This is a genomic window from Desulfovibrio sp., from assembly GCA_016208105.1.
In the GTDB taxonomy this organism is placed as follows: domain Bacteria; phylum Desulfobacterota; class Desulfovibrionia; order Desulfovibrionales; family Desulfovibrionaceae; genus Fundidesulfovibrio.
In genome coordinates this window covers 149670-162291 of the sequence record JACQYS010000002.1, presented here as the reverse complement: position 1 = coordinate 162291, position 12622 = coordinate 149670, and the positions used below count along the sequence as shown (strand labels likewise).

11 protein-coding genes and 1 rRNA gene are annotated in these 12622 nt (G+C 58.2%); 4 read left to right on the top strand and 8 right to left on the bottom strand.

Annotated features, from left to right (window positions below):
* Positions 1-115, bottom strand: a 16S ribosomal RNA gene (locus HY795_01540); the annotation flags it as partial.
* A 783-nt stretch (positions 116-898) separates the two neighbouring features.
* On the opposite strand from HY795_01540, the gene HY795_01535 reads away from it, so the two are divergent.
* Both HY795_01535 and HY795_01530 read left to right on the top strand, forming a co-directional pair.
* A complete protein-coding gene (locus HY795_01535) occupies positions 899-3295 on the top strand; it encodes a CHASE domain-containing protein (protein MBI4803897.1) in 2397 nt (798 codons plus the stop codon).
* Positions 3292-4506, top strand: coding sequence for an HDOD domain-containing protein (locus HY795_01530; GenBank protein ID MBI4803896.1), 1215 nt, complete (start codon positions 3292-3294; stop codon positions 4504-4506). Before HY795_01535 ends, HY795_01530 begins: the two co-directional genes overlap by 4 nt.
* Before the next feature lie 173 nt (positions 4507-4679).
* Here the strand turns inward: HY795_01530 and proB are convergent, their stop codons facing one another.
* The 3 genes from proB to HY795_01515 form a co-directional block, all read right to left on the bottom strand.
* The gene (gene proB / locus HY795_01525; protein MBI4803895.1) at positions 4680-5822 is read right to left on the bottom strand and encodes a glutamate 5-kinase; all 1143 of its coding nucleotides are present in this window, start codon (positions 5820-5822) and stop codon (positions 4680-4682) included.
* Positions 5823-5837: 15 nt separating this feature from the next.
* Positions 5838-6059: a hypothetical protein gene (locus HY795_01520; GenBank protein MBI4803894.1), complete on the bottom strand. Its 222-nt coding sequence runs from the start codon at positions 6057-6059 to the stop codon at positions 5838-5840.
* A gap of 550 nt (positions 6060-6609) precedes the next feature.
* Complete coding sequence (locus tag HY795_01515) at positions 6610-7089, bottom strand: C40 family peptidase (GenBank protein MBI4803893.1); 480 nt, start codon at positions 7087-7089, stop codon at positions 6610-6612.
* A gap of 83 nt (positions 7090-7172) precedes the next feature.
* On the opposite strand from HY795_01515, the gene HY795_01510 reads away from it, so the two are divergent.
* Positions 7173-8087: a lytic murein transglycosylase gene (locus HY795_01510; GenBank protein ID MBI4803892.1), complete on the top strand. Its 915-nt coding sequence runs from the start codon at positions 7173-7175 to the stop codon at positions 8085-8087.
* A 16-nt stretch (positions 8088-8103) separates the two neighbouring features.
* Here the strand turns inward: HY795_01510 and HY795_01505 are convergent, their stop codons facing one another.
* The 3 genes from HY795_01505 to HY795_01495 are packed head-to-tail and all read right to left on the bottom strand — an operon-like array spanning position 8104 to position 10930.
* Positions 8104-8898, bottom strand: coding sequence for a DUF3859 domain-containing protein (locus HY795_01505; protein MBI4803891.1), 795 nt, complete (start codon positions 8896-8898; stop codon positions 8104-8106).
* Positions 8891-10162 carry an MFS transporter gene (locus tag HY795_01500; protein MBI4803890.1) on the bottom strand — a complete coding sequence of 424 codons (1272 nt, stop codon included), beginning with the start codon at positions 10160-10162 and terminating at the stop codon, positions 8891-8893. The genes HY795_01505 and HY795_01500 overlap by 8 nt, the downstream gene beginning before the upstream one ends.
* 48 nt (positions 10163-10210) lie before the next feature.
* The gene (locus tag HY795_01495) at positions 10211-10930 is read right to left on the bottom strand and encodes a helix-turn-helix transcriptional regulator (GenBank protein ID MBI4803889.1); all 720 of its coding nucleotides are present in this window, start codon (positions 10928-10930) and stop codon (positions 10211-10213) included.
* Between the two features lie 257 nt (positions 10931-11187).
* Here HY795_01495 and HY795_01490 point away from each other — a divergent pair, with 257 nt between their 5' ends.
* Positions 11188-12015: a M48 family metallopeptidase gene (locus HY795_01490; GenBank protein ID MBI4803888.1), complete on the top strand. Its 828-nt coding sequence runs from the start codon at positions 11188-11190 to the stop codon at positions 12013-12015.
* 76 nt (positions 12016-12091) lie between these two features.
* On the opposite strand, the gene tpx is transcribed toward HY795_01490, so the two are convergent.
* Positions 12092-12607, bottom strand: coding sequence for a thiol peroxidase (gene tpx, locus HY795_01485; protein MBI4803887.1), 516 nt, complete (start codon positions 12605-12607; stop codon positions 12092-12094).
* Positions 12608-12622: the final 15 nt, after the last annotated feature.

Genomic DNA, 12622 nt, shown 5'->3' with positions numbered 1-12622 from the left:
TTACTCACCCGTGCGCCGCTCTACTCATAGACCGAAGTCTACTTTCTCGCACGACTTGCATGTGTTAAGCACGTCGCCAGCGTTCAATCTGAGCCAGGATCAAACTCTCCAGTTTGAAATCCTTGTCTGCTGAAACCCATCTGGCCTAAACCAGAAGGGTATGGCTAATTCAGAAATTACCCGACTCGCTATTTAATTGTCAAAGATCTTGGTCGCTTGCGCGGTGCGCCGAAGTTTGCTTTCCGTCGGCGCGAGGAACGATCTTTAGTTGTTCCTGATGGGGCCGTCAACAACTTTTTTTAAAATTCTTTCCGGGTCCCCGCTCCCCTCTGGCGCTTCACGCCGTCGGGAGGGCGTATCTATGTGGAACCAGCTCCAGGGTCAAGCGCTTTTTCGTTTTTTTTGAAAATGTCTTTCAACATACTAAAGTGACTGTACTATTTTGAGCCATATTCACCTAGGCTTGGCATGCCGTACCCTCTTCGTCGACCCTGCCAGACCCGACCTCACATTCATCGCCTCTTCAGGACCCACAGTTTCCACCTTAAAAGCATGACCAGATCACCCGCCCTGATGCTCCGACAGGAAACCACAGATCACGGTATCAAAGATCAATCCTGTTCATTCTCGCTCAGTCACTCTGCCACACTGGAAAGGGTCCGATTGCGAGACTGATTCCAGCCATTGTTGTCCTTTTCAACCATGGAGTGTAGATTGGAAGTAATCCCTGCCATCCTGCACCCGTACCGGGAATGTTGGAAGCGGGAGTAATGTGTTCACGGCCATGCCCACCAGGTTCATTGGCCTGGCCGAACTTTCTCATGCTCCTAAGAGGTGAGCGAAACCTTCCAGCCGGCCATGCCCATGCAGGGTTGCCCGGCCAATTGAGAAAGAAGACATGGAGCAGGATCCCCCAGGGGAAAAGAACTCTTCAGCCGGCCCCGCCATGCCCCGAGCCGGCTTTCCCATGCGGCGGTTGGTCATTGCGTCTAGCGTGGTTGCGCTCGTTGGCGCGCTCTCCGTGTTCGCAGCCGTTCTTGGCTGGGAGAGCGAGATGCAGAGTTCCCAGGCGGACTTTGACAGGATGACACAGCATATAACTGACGTCATGCAACGCCAGTTGGATACGGATGTCGAGGTCGTCAAGCTCCTTGGCTCCCTGTTCAACAGTTCCGACCATATCTCCCGGGGAAGATTTTCGGCCTTTGCCCGCGGGGCAATGACCGGACGAGTGGGTCTGCAGGCCCTGGAGTACATCCCCCGCGTTCCAGACAGGCAAAGGGCCATGCTTGAGGCAGAAGTCCGAAGTGAAGGATTCAAGGCCTTCTCCTTCACCCAGAGGACCACCGAAGGCGGCCTTATCGTCGCGGACCGAAGACCCGAATACTTCCCTGTGCTCTATGTGGAACCCCTGGCCGGCAACGAACCTGCCCTCGGATTCGATCTCGGATCGCAGCCGGAACGGCTGGAAGCACTCTCAAAAGCTCGCGATACCGGAGAGGCCGTGGCCAGCAGCAGAGTATCGCTTGTCCAGGGCAATGACATCAGGAACGGCCTCCTCATTTTTTATCCGGTGTATTTCAAGGATGCCCCAACCGGCACGCAGGAAGAGAGACGGCAGAACCTCCTGGGATTCTCCCTGGGAGTGTACCGTATGGACACGATATTCGAATACGCCTTGGAGGGCGTCCAAAACGATGAGATAAAAGTCTGGCTGGAGGACAACGGTGGCTCCCACAGCGACAGACCTTTTTACTCCTCGCCCTCACCACCCGATTCCAGGGATACTCAAGGTTGGCACTTACTGCCTGCCAGGAAATTCGAGCTGAAACGGCCTCTCGTTGTCGGTCAAAGATCCTGGGAGTTGTGCTTCGAGTCCACTCCAGATTTTCTTGCCTCCCGCCTCACATGGCGCCCCTGGATCGCCCTTGGGGCAGGTTTGGTCATCACTGTCCTCTTGGGGATGTATTTTTTCACAACCCTGCGCTTGTTCACCATGAGCGATGTCAGCGCTGCTGAAAGAACCGCCTCGGAGCTTCGATTGCGGGAGAAAATTCAACAAACGAGACAGGCCGAGATTGAAGCCAGGGACAAAGAGGAGAAGCTGCAAATCCTGCTGACTGGCATCAAGGCCGCCACTTTCACCATAGATGCCATCACCTTCGCCATCCTGGATTTGAACCCGGTGGCCGAGTCACTTTTCTCCATTTCCGCAAGACACTGGATTGGCAAGCCACACCGGGAACTGTTTGGAGCGAACGTGCGTCCTCTGGACGCACGCACCGACATGCTCCAGGCCGTCTTCAACGGGTCCAGCACGTTCGCCAGCGGTGAATTCTTGCTGGAACTCCCCGACGGCAGGCTGGTGCCGATCAGCAGAACCGTTCTTTCGGCCTCCATCATGGGCAAAACCTACATCTTCGAGGTCCTCTTCGATATCAGTGAGAAGAAGGCCTTGGAGCGTCAACTTGGACTAGCCCAGAAGCTTGAATCCATCGGACAGCTGGCGTCAGGAATCGCCCACGAGATCAACACGCCCATTCAATACGTCAGCGGCAATCTTGGTTTCCTCCGGGACGCATTCGTCAGCCTCACGGATATTCTGGCCCGCTACGACTCCCTGGCCAAGTCCGCGAGCATCGACCCCGCCCTGGCAGAGGAACTCCAGGGGCTTGCCCAGGCGAAAGACCATGCCAGGTACGAAGAGTTGCTCTCTGAAATACCGGGGTCCATCTCCGACTCTATATCTGGTGTGGAGCGTGTGGCTGTCATCGTCGGCGCCATGAAGAGATTCTCGCACCCTGATGTTGCGGAAAAACGTCTGCTGGACGTGAACAAGGCCATCGAATCGACCCTGACCATCACTCGCAATGAATGGAAGTACACCGCCGACATGAAGACCGAGCTCGACCCGACTTCGCCGCTTCTCTTCTGCTTCCCCGGTGATTTCAACCAAGTCATCCTCAACCTCGTGGTGAACGCGGCCCATGCCATAAGCGACAAATACAAAGGAACCGGTCAAAAGGGACTTCTCACTGTGAGCACTTCCTCCGACGCCGATTCACTGACCATTCGGGTAAGCGACACGGGCACCGGCATACCGCCGGAAAACACCAGCCGGATCTTCGACCCCTTCTTCACCACGAAAGAAGTCGGCAAGGGGACGGGGCAGGGCCTGGCCATCGTGCATTCCGTGGTGGAGCGGCACGGAGGCACCATCGATCTTGAATCCACCCCGGGTGAAGGCACATCCTTCATCCTGCGCTTCCCTTTGGGACAGGAGCATCACGCATGAAAAAACGCATTCTCTTCGTTGATGACGACCAGCAGCTCCTCACATCCATTCGTCGCATGCTCTGGGGCGCACAGGACCGCTGGGAGATGAATTTTCTGCGCTCCGGGGACGAAGCTTTAAACCTGCTTTCCAGTCAGCGCCACGACGTGATCGTGGCCGACATGCGCATGCCAGGCATGGATGGACGCCGCCTCCTGCGAACAGTGAGAAAGCAATACCCCTGGATGATGCGCCTGGTTCTCTCCGGTGAATCAAACCAACGAAGCATCCTGCGCTCCGTGCCTGAAGCGCATCAATTCCTGACCAAGCCGGTCTCGGCCGACCAGTTAATCAAAGTGATCGAGCGGGGCTGCTGTCTGCGGGACATGATCCTCTCACACGAGATAAAATCCATCATCGGCAAGATCGACTCCTTGCCCGCCCAGCCCGCCATCTACGAGGCGCTGCTGAAGGTGCTCGATGACGAGTCCGCACCGGTGGAGGCCATATCCGCCGTTATCGCCAAGGACGTTGCCTTGAGCGCGGACATTCTCAAGCTGGTGAATTCCTCATTTTTCGGTCCCAGGGTGAAGGTGCGAAGCCTGGACCAGGCCGTGACCCTGCTCGGAATGGAAACCATCAAGGGTCTGGTGGTCGGGCTGCAGCTTTTAAAAATTTTCGACACCAGGAAAATCCCCTCTTTTTCCTTTCCAAAGCTCTGGGAGCACAGCCTGGCCACGGCCCGCCTGGCCCGACGCATAGCCATGCTGGAAGGGCTGTCCCCGGAAGCTCAAGACGACAGCTACATTGCCGGGATGCTCCATGATCTGGGGAAGTTTGTCCTGGCTGACAAACTCACGGCCGACTATCTGCGGGTTGTGGAAACGGCCAGGAACGAAAACGTTCCCATTGACCTGGTTGAAACCCGGGAGCTCGGCGCCGGTCATCCCCAGGCGGGCGCCTACCTGCTCGGCTTGTGGGGGCTTTCGGACAGTGTGCTCGAAGCCGTGGTCTTTCACCATGAGCCACAGGCCCAGGGGGTCACGGGGATGTCAGTTCTGACCGCCGTGCATGTGGCCAATGTTCTGGAGCACGAACTCGTGGTCATCAACCCCGACTACGCCAAGCACATCATGGATATGGAATATTTGAGCAACGCGGGCGTGGCCGGACGTCTGGAGACCTGGAGGCAGGTCTGCCGTGAAGCGCTCACGGAGGGAGAAGCCGGGTAATCATCTTCTCGAGAACGACCGCAGTATGACTTGGGCATGATCCACAGCAACGTGTCGCACACTTCGTGCTCGACAATGGCGCCGCGCCTGGAGGTCCTTCCTGCCTTCGCAAGACAAGGGATCGCGGGAGATGAAATCTTTTTGAAAACAAGGTCCCGGGCTTTTCCAAGCTCTTAGAGGGCAGCGTCCAGAACCATGTTGTCGCGGTGGACAGCCTCTGGATACGAGGCCTGCCCCAGAACTTGGGCTATCTTGCTAGATTTGAGCCCCATGATTTTTTTGAGCTCTTCTGAATCGTAGTTGGCCAACCCGACACCAACGGTCTGCCCTTGGTAATCGAGAATGCGTACCGAGGCTCCTTTCTCGAAGTCCCCTTCCACCCTCACAATTCCTGCAGGAAGAAGGCTTTTGCCGCCCTGGCGCAAGGCATGAGCCGCGCCCGGATCTATCCACAGCCCGCCTCTAGGTTCGGCAGTATAGGCCAACCAGAACTTGCGCCGGGAGATGGGTTTGCCTTCGGGGGCTATCCAGGTGCCCAGGTCTTCGCCCGCGAACACCCGGCTCAACCTGTCCGGTTCGCGCCCGGAAACAATGAGCGTGGGCACGCCGAGTTGGGCCGCGCGCCTGGCTGCCAGGAGCTTGGAATGCATCCCTCCGGTGCCGCTGGATGTCTTGCCCTTGCACATTGCCTCAAGATCAAGCCCGGCGATGTCCTCCAGGCAGGGGTGGCAGCCCGCGTTGGGGTTCTCCAGAGGATTTTCGGTGTACACGCCCTTGGCGGAGGTAAGATTCACGAACAGGTCCGCCCCTACAACGCCCACAAGCAGCGAGGCCAGACAATCGTTGTCGCCGTAAACCAGCTCTTGGACGGCCACGGTGTCGTTCTCGTTGACTACCGGCAGGCACCTCCATCCAAGTAGCGTCCGCAGGGTGTTGCGCACGTTCAGATAGCGCTCACGTCCTTCCAGATCGTCACGGGTGAGCAAAAGCTGCGCGGTGATGATTCCGAACTCATCGAACACCTGGTCGTAGGCGTGCATGAGCCGGCTTTGCCCCACGGCGGAGGCGGCCTGGCGGTCCGGGAGGCCGTCCAGCTCGGCCTGGCGGATCACCGCACGACCAGCTGCGACAGCCCCGCTCGTAACCAGCAGGATGTCCCGGCCTTGTTTGTGGAGGGAGGCAATGTCCTTGGCCAGGCTCTTGATGACGCCCATGTCCACGCCATTTCCCGAGGTGAGAACAGCGCTTCCGACCTTCACAACTATACGCTTGGCCCGTGCGAGGGCCTCGCTCTTTTGGGATTTCCAGTCTTGCATAGGATGGGGGTGGAATTAGGACCCGAGGTCCATGAGAGCCCCCACGTCGACTTCGGGGGGGCGGCTTAGCTTCACTGACTGCCTGAAGCCCAGAGCCACCTGGCGTTCGGAGAACCCACGCAAGCGAAGACCCTGCACCAAAGCAATGTCCTGAGCAATGAGGCTGTGGACCTTGTTTATGAGTGGCAGTTTATGATTTTCCTCTGGTACGCCAGTGGAACCCCAATCGTCTCGCATGCGCTCTGTCCTTTCACCGGGCCGGATCCGTCATTTTGCTTCCGGTACGTATACTACTCTAGCCTTTTTTAAGGCAATTGACTACCTACACCCCTGCCCAAAACACGGATTCATGCATACTATAAAATGCCTTCAGACCCTTTCGTCAAGCGAAAGGGCAAAAAAACAGGAATCAGGCTGTCTTGGCCGCTCTCGCTGCCGCATGACCGCCAAGCGCCCTGCAAATCAAAGTGAGTCTCATGTTTTTCTTTTCTTCCGGCTCCAGGGCAAAGACCCCGAATTGCCCCTCTTGCGGCGGGAGCGTCTACCCGTCCCGTCTCTGAACACAGGCCGTGGTGCGCTGCAGGTCCTGCGGCCAGTCCTTCCCCCTTTCCCAATTTAAAGACATGCTCGATGAGGATTGGGAAGAATTCTACGCTTCATTTCCCATGGACAGGCTGTAGCCAGAAGGGCTGCGGGGCCTGTTCGCACCCTGCGGCCTGGGAATGCCTACCTGGCCAAGCTCGGCCTCACAGTTGCAACCAAGAGAACAGATACACGTTCACAGGGACTACTGCGCCTTAAGAACCCGCCGTGCACCTATATATGTGCGTAGCCAGTAGCGTTCGTACAGACTCTCCTCGCGCACCTTTGAGCCGGGCGTCGGGCTGTGGATGAAACGTCCCTTGCCTGAATACATGCCCACATGCAGCCCCCAGCGCTTGCGCGCGACATTGAAGAACACCAGATCGCCGGGGATGAGATTCTCCCTGTCCACGGGCACACCCACGGAAAGCATATCCTCGGTGCGCCTGGGAAGGGAGTAACCATGCACGCTGTAGCACCACTGCACCAACCCTGAGCAGTCGAAGCCTGTACGCGGGTTGTCGCCGCCGGCGCGGTAGGGAGTGCCTATCTGGCTGCGTGCGGTGTCTGTCACCGTGGCCTTGGGCGGAATTTTCCTCTCTACGGGCTCGGGTTCAAACAGAGAGCACCCGGCAAGAGCGAGCAACAGGAGGAGAGGCAGGCAGCGTAAAAAAAAACGAGTCATTTGACTGTAATGATAGTCCCCACATCTCCAACCGGCAAGCCCCTGGTGGACAGCCGGGGACGCCTGGGCCATAATGGCCTCGAATGAACACTGTGAAACATATCCTTGCCGCGCTGGCCGTGCTTACAGTCCTTTCGGCCAGCTGTGCATCGTACGCCCAGACCGATGTCTGGCGGCCTCTGGTTGAGCGTCTTGTCAGGGAAGGCATCCCCAGGGACGCGGTGGAAGCATACTTCAACGATCCGGCCGTTTTTTTCGATCCCTCAATCATGGCCCACAAGGTTGAGCGTATGGTCCGCAAGCAGTTCGAACCGCAACCACCGCCCTCCAAGCGTACTTTGCAGCAGAGCAACTACGCCTATTACCTCAAACCCTGGGTGCTGGCCTGGGCCAACGACTACGCTCGGGCCAACCAGGAATACCTTACCAGGGCCGAAGCTAAGTACGGCGTACCCCAGGACATCATCGTGGCCCTGCTCCTGGTGGAGACAAAGCTCGGCTCCTACCTGGGCAAGGATCAGGCTTTTCAGGTGCTGGCCAGCATGGCCGCCAGCAACTCCCTGGAGGTCATCAGACCCTACCTCAAATCCATCGGCCAAAATCCAGAGCGCGCTTTCTACGCGGATTCAAGCGCCAAAGACAGGGCCGAATGGGCTTACCAGGAATTAAAAGCCCTTATCCTCCATACCAGGGCCTCCAGCATAAGCCCCTTGACGATCCCGGGTTCTATCTACGGCGCCATAGGCATCTGCCAGTTCATGCCCACCAATGCCCTGCGATTTGGCGTGGATGGCGACGGCGACGGCAGGGTGGACCTTTTTGCCCCCATGGATGCCATCCCCAGCATCGCAAACTATCTCGTGGCTCACGGCTGGAAATCCGGCATGAACTACGACCAGCAAAGAACGGTGATCTACGCCTACAATCACTCCGATCTCTATTCCCTGGCCGTGATGACCGTGGCCGAAAAGTTGCGCCAGAACCGTACCGGGCGATAGCCTGTCTCGGTTTCCGTTACTTGCACGTCAGTCCTGTTTCCAGCTCTCCCGCGCTCATGGGTTGCACGAATATTTCACCCAGCACGGGAAGCAATTCCGCTTTGGCCTTGCGCGCTGCTTCCGGAGAGTCCCGCCACCCGACCACCACATGCCACAGTTTTTTGCCGTTCTTAATGTCCACGCGCAGGCATGGGGCAACACCCCGGGCCTTGAGCCCGGACGCCGCCCGCAAGGCCCGCGCCTCTTCCGAATAGGCGCCAGCCATAAGAGCGTACACAGGGCGGTCCGGCTTTCCACCCACCACACGCTGTGAATGCGAAAGTGGCGGGGTGCTTGGTTTGATTTGCCCAGCCCCCTTGCGCTCCTGAGTTCCCTCGCTGCCCGGCACCGCCTGTGGCGGGGACACAGCCCTGACGACGGTGAAGGGTACTGACACCAATTCTTTTTCTTCGTGAAAAACCTTCATGGTCCAGGCCCCGGGGTCCACCTCCCAGTCGTAGGCAAACTCCCAGGCGATCTGTGCTGGCGCGCCTGATTTCGCCGCAACCAACCAGCGTATCGGGGGGAGGCCATCAGTGGCCGGGGATAGGAGCTTCGCTTCCAGGACAACCAAAGTCCCTTTGGGAGCGCCTTCAAATACGAGTTCCAGGCCGAACCGCACGCCAGGACGGGCCTGAATCTCCCGAGATCCGGCTTTGCCCATCTCACCGGCAAACACAACGCGGGCATCTGGCTTGATACCCTCGGACTGGGCCCAGGCCTGGCTCCATAAGCACATGGCCATGGTCGTAAGAAAAAGGACTTCACGCATCAGTGTTCTCTAAACGCACGCGAGCAAGCAAAATGAGGCCTGCCACGAAAAAACCAACCAAGGCAAGCACGGCGGGCCGCGCGGAACCAGTGGTCTGGCTCACCACTGCAAACAGCAGCGGGCCGAGCACGGCCGAGAGTTTGGTGAGAACCGAGAAAAAACCGAAATACAGGGCGGGTTCGTTCTTGGGAACAAGCTGGCTGTATATCGAACGCGACAAGGCCTGTGCTCCCCCAAGAACCAGGCCCACCGCCACGCCAAGGCCGAAATATTCTCCGGCGGTGGTGATCGTTCTTCCATACACCGCAATCCCGACCCAACCCACAAGCGAGAGCATAAGCGCCTGTTTCGCCCCGAACCGGCGCGCCAGCCAGGAGAACGCCATGGCCCCTCCCAAGGCCACGGCCTGAATGCCCAGAAGCGTCAGCACCAGGACGCCCTCGGAAAGGCCGACCTCTTCCTTGCCATAGATTGTGGCCATGCTGATCACGGTCTGAACGCCGTCGTTATAGAGTATGTACGCAAGAAGAAAACGGAAAGTGTTCGGAGACTGGCGCACCTTGCACACCGCCTCCCAGGCTCCCTTGAAACCCTGAACCGCCAATGCCGCCCAGGCTTGCCTTTCCGGGGCTGTTACGGAAGATTCTTTTAGTCCATTGAAGGTGATCAGGGCGAAACCAAGCCACCACAATCCTGCCAGGGCCATGCCCACCTGCACGGCCTCGCGTTGGCCAAGGCCCAGCCATTGGTGTCCCTCCACCAGACCCAGGGCCAAAGCCAACTGCAAGCCACCGCCAGCATAGCCATATGCGTAGCCAAGGCTGGAGACGCGGTCGCGCTCACTGGGAGGGGCGATGTCTGGAAGAAAGGCGTCGTAGAACGTGTTGCCCGCGTTGAAGGCCACATGGGCGCAGATGAAAAACCCCAGGGTCCAGAAGACGTCACCTGGCCCGGACAGGCTTACCAGCACGGTGCTGGCACTTCCGGCCAGGCAGGTGAGCACCAGGAAGCGCTTCCTCAACCCGCCCTTGTCGGCCATGGCTCCCATGACCGGAGCCGCTATGAACACCAGCAAGGCTGCCAGGCTGACCGCATACCCCCACAGGCTGACCGCCGGAATGACTGTCTGCCCAACAGACAGTCCGTTCTTTGCCACAACCGCAGCAAAGTACGCAGGCAAGAGGGCCGTGGCCACCGTAGTGACGTAGGCGGAATTGGCGAAGTCGTACATGGCCCAGGCGAACACTGGCCGGGTGCGGTCCATGTGCGCCCGTGTACGCCCTTTGCCTGCCCACGGCAAATGAACGAATGATTACAAGACTTCCCGTCCCATCCAGATAACACGCCCAAGCACCCGAACGTTGGCGCTCTCATCGAGCGATATTTCCAGGGGGGGATAGAACTGACGGTTGTCGCTCACCAGCACGATCTTGCCAGGTTTCTTGTCCAGCCGTTTGACCACAATCTCCTCGTCGATTCCCACCGCGTAGATCTTGCCCGTGTAGATTTCGGTCTGGGAGAGGTCGATGAGAACAACGTCCTCGTCACGCAGGATCGGCTCCATTGAATCGCCGGATACTCCCATGAGACGCATGTGGCTGATTTGGCCCTTGCGCCTGAGCCAGGCGTGGCGAAACGCGTAGTAGGAATCGATATGTTCATCCACCACAAGGCTCCCGCCGCCGGCGGACAAGCGGGCGCGAACCTTGGGAACATAGGAGAACTCTTCGGGCGTCGAGCCCGGAACAGACGGCCTGTTGCTGACGGACGGGGACTTCTGCCCGGACACGTACATGGACCCCATGCCTGATTCCAGCCACTGGGGGTTGAGCCCATAGTTCCGGCACAAATACAGATACCAGTCGGCGGGGATATGGGAGCGTTTCTTGGCGTCCGTGATGGCTTGACGTCCGATGCCCAAAACCCGGGCCAGTTCGGACTGCGAACGTATGTTCGTCGCGGTCATGATGCGCGACAAAATGACATCTGCAGTGAAACCCTTCACCGGAGTCTGCGGGACAGCTCTTTTCATGGCGGCACCATCTCGTTTTTATTTATATATGTACCGGCCGAACCTTTTCGTCAAGTTACGCTTTCCTGGTTATGTTTGTACGTACACAATTTCGCGCCAAGCCCCTGTTTAGCCGCCCCAATCGCAGGAGGACGTTCCCTTATTCGCTTCAGAAGGTACTCCGCGATTTGTTCTTCGTCCCCCTCTTGACCTGACATTCGCATTGCTTATCGTGGAGTGGGCATGATCCTTCACGATGCTTTCAGAGAGGCTCCTGCATGATCCCTCCCCTAAACATACCCTGGATTTTGGCAGCACTGGCGATTGCCCTGGCGGCGGCATGCTCCACGGTTCCCTACACCGGGCGCAGCCAACTCAACTTTGTGGGAGCCCAGGAGGAGCTTGCCTTGGGTCGCAAGGCAGCCAACCAGGTGGTGCGTTCGGAACGCGCGTCCCAGGATCAGGCCAAGATCGCTGCCGTAAATCGTGTGGGCAGGGCCATCGCCTCTGTCGCCAACATGCCCCGAGCCCAGTGGGAATTTCACGTCATCGAGAAAAAAGAACCTAACGCCTTCTGTCTTCCCGGGGGCATCATCTTCGTCTACTCGGGAATCTTCCAATATGCCCGCAACGAGGATCAGCTTGCCGCTGTCATCGGCCATGAGGTGGCCCACGCCCTGGCCCGGCACGGCACAGAAAGGCTGAGCCAGCAACTCGCCATCGCCCTGCCTGGAGCTGCCGTGGCAACGGTGATAGGATCGGAATCGCCCGCCCTGGGGCAGGCTTTTTCCAGGGTGTACGGAATTGGCGCGCAAGTAGGCTACGCCCTGCCTCACAGCCGTGACCAGGAATACGAAGCTGACCGCATTGGGCTTATTCTCATGGCCAAGGCTGGCTACGATCCTGAAGCAGCCGTGGGCTTTTGGCAGAACATGCGCAAAGCCGGGGGCTCTAAACCACCTGAATTCTTGTCCACCCATCCGGCAGGCGACAACCGAATCCAGACCATCATCAAGTATCTGCCTGAAGCCCGCTCCTATTCCCCGGCCAAGGCCACCCCCTTTATCCCCCCCGACGACGATCCACCGCCGGGTGTAAAGGGCTAGGAAATATGCTGCCTGGAAAACGCAAAAGCGCCGGACGAAAACCGCCCGGCGCTCGAACATGCGTTTCCCTGGGGATTTAAACCAGAGCCTTGGCCGCTGACAAAGCGGCGTCGTAATCCGGCTCGCTCGTCACCTCAGGCACAATCTCCATGTATTTCACCAGACCATCCTTGCCCACCACAAACACGGACCGGGCCAAAAGCCGCAGTTCCTTGATGAGGACGCCCCAGTTGTTGCCGAATGACGCGTCACGATGATCGGAAAGGGTCGTCAAACGGTCTATACCGGCAGCGGCGCACCAACGTTTCTGCGCGAACGGGAGGTCCATGCTCACAGTGAGTATGTGCACGTTCTCTCCGATCTTGGACCCTTCCGTGTTGAAGCGTCGGGTTTCCACGTCACAGACCGGGGTGTCCAGTGAGGGCACCGCCGCGATGATAAGCACCTTGCCCGCGAAGTCCGCGAGAGCCTTGGGGTTGAGATCATTGTCCAGGGCCACGAAGTCAGGAGCCTTCTGTCCTACGGTTACGGCATCCCCCAAGAGGGTCAGGGGGTTACCAAATATTGTGACTATTCCTTTTCTTTCGCTCATGGCGATCTCCTTGTT

Excerpts from the sequence above, each read along its gene's own strand:
- proB (MBI4803895.1), bottom strand. The coding sequence starts at position 5,822 with ATGCAAGACTGGAAATCCCAAAAGAGCGAGGCCCTCGCACGGGCCAAG.
- HY795_01520 (MBI4803894.1), bottom strand. The coding sequence starts at position 6,059 with ATGCGAGACGATTGGGGTTCCACTGGCGTACCAGAGGAAAATCATAAA.
- tpx (MBI4803887.1), bottom strand. The coding sequence starts at position 12,607 with ATGAGCGAAAGAAAAGGAATAGTCACAATATTTGGTAACCCCCTGACC.
- HY795_01515 (MBI4803893.1), bottom strand. The coding sequence starts at position 7,089 with ATGACTCGTTTTTTTTTACGCTGCCTGCCTCTCCTCCTGTTGCTCGCT.
- HY795_01530 (MBI4803896.1), top strand. The coding sequence starts at position 3,292 with ATGAAAAAACGCATTCTCTTCGTTGATGACGACCAGCAGCTCCTCACA.
- HY795_01495 (MBI4803889.1), bottom strand. The coding sequence starts at position 10,930 with ATGAAAAGAGCTGTCCCGCAGACTCCGGTGAAGGGTTTCACTGCAGAT.
- HY795_01535 (MBI4803897.1), top strand. The coding sequence starts at position 899 with ATGGAGCAGGATCCCCCAGGGGAAAAGAACTCTTCAGCCGGCCCCGCC.
- HY795_01490 (MBI4803888.1), top strand. The coding sequence starts at position 11,188 with ATGATCCCTCCCCTAAACATACCCTGGATTTTGGCAGCACTGGCGATT.
- HY795_01500 (MBI4803890.1), bottom strand. The coding sequence starts at position 10,162 with ATGGACCGCACCCGGCCAGTGTTCGCCTGGGCCATGTACGACTTCGCC.
- HY795_01510 (MBI4803892.1), top strand. The coding sequence starts at position 7,173 with ATGAACACTGTGAAACATATCCTTGCCGCGCTGGCCGTGCTTACAGTC.
- HY795_01505 (MBI4803891.1), bottom strand. The coding sequence starts at position 8,898 with ATGCGTGAAGTCCTTTTTCTTACGACCATGGCCATGTGCTTATGGAGC.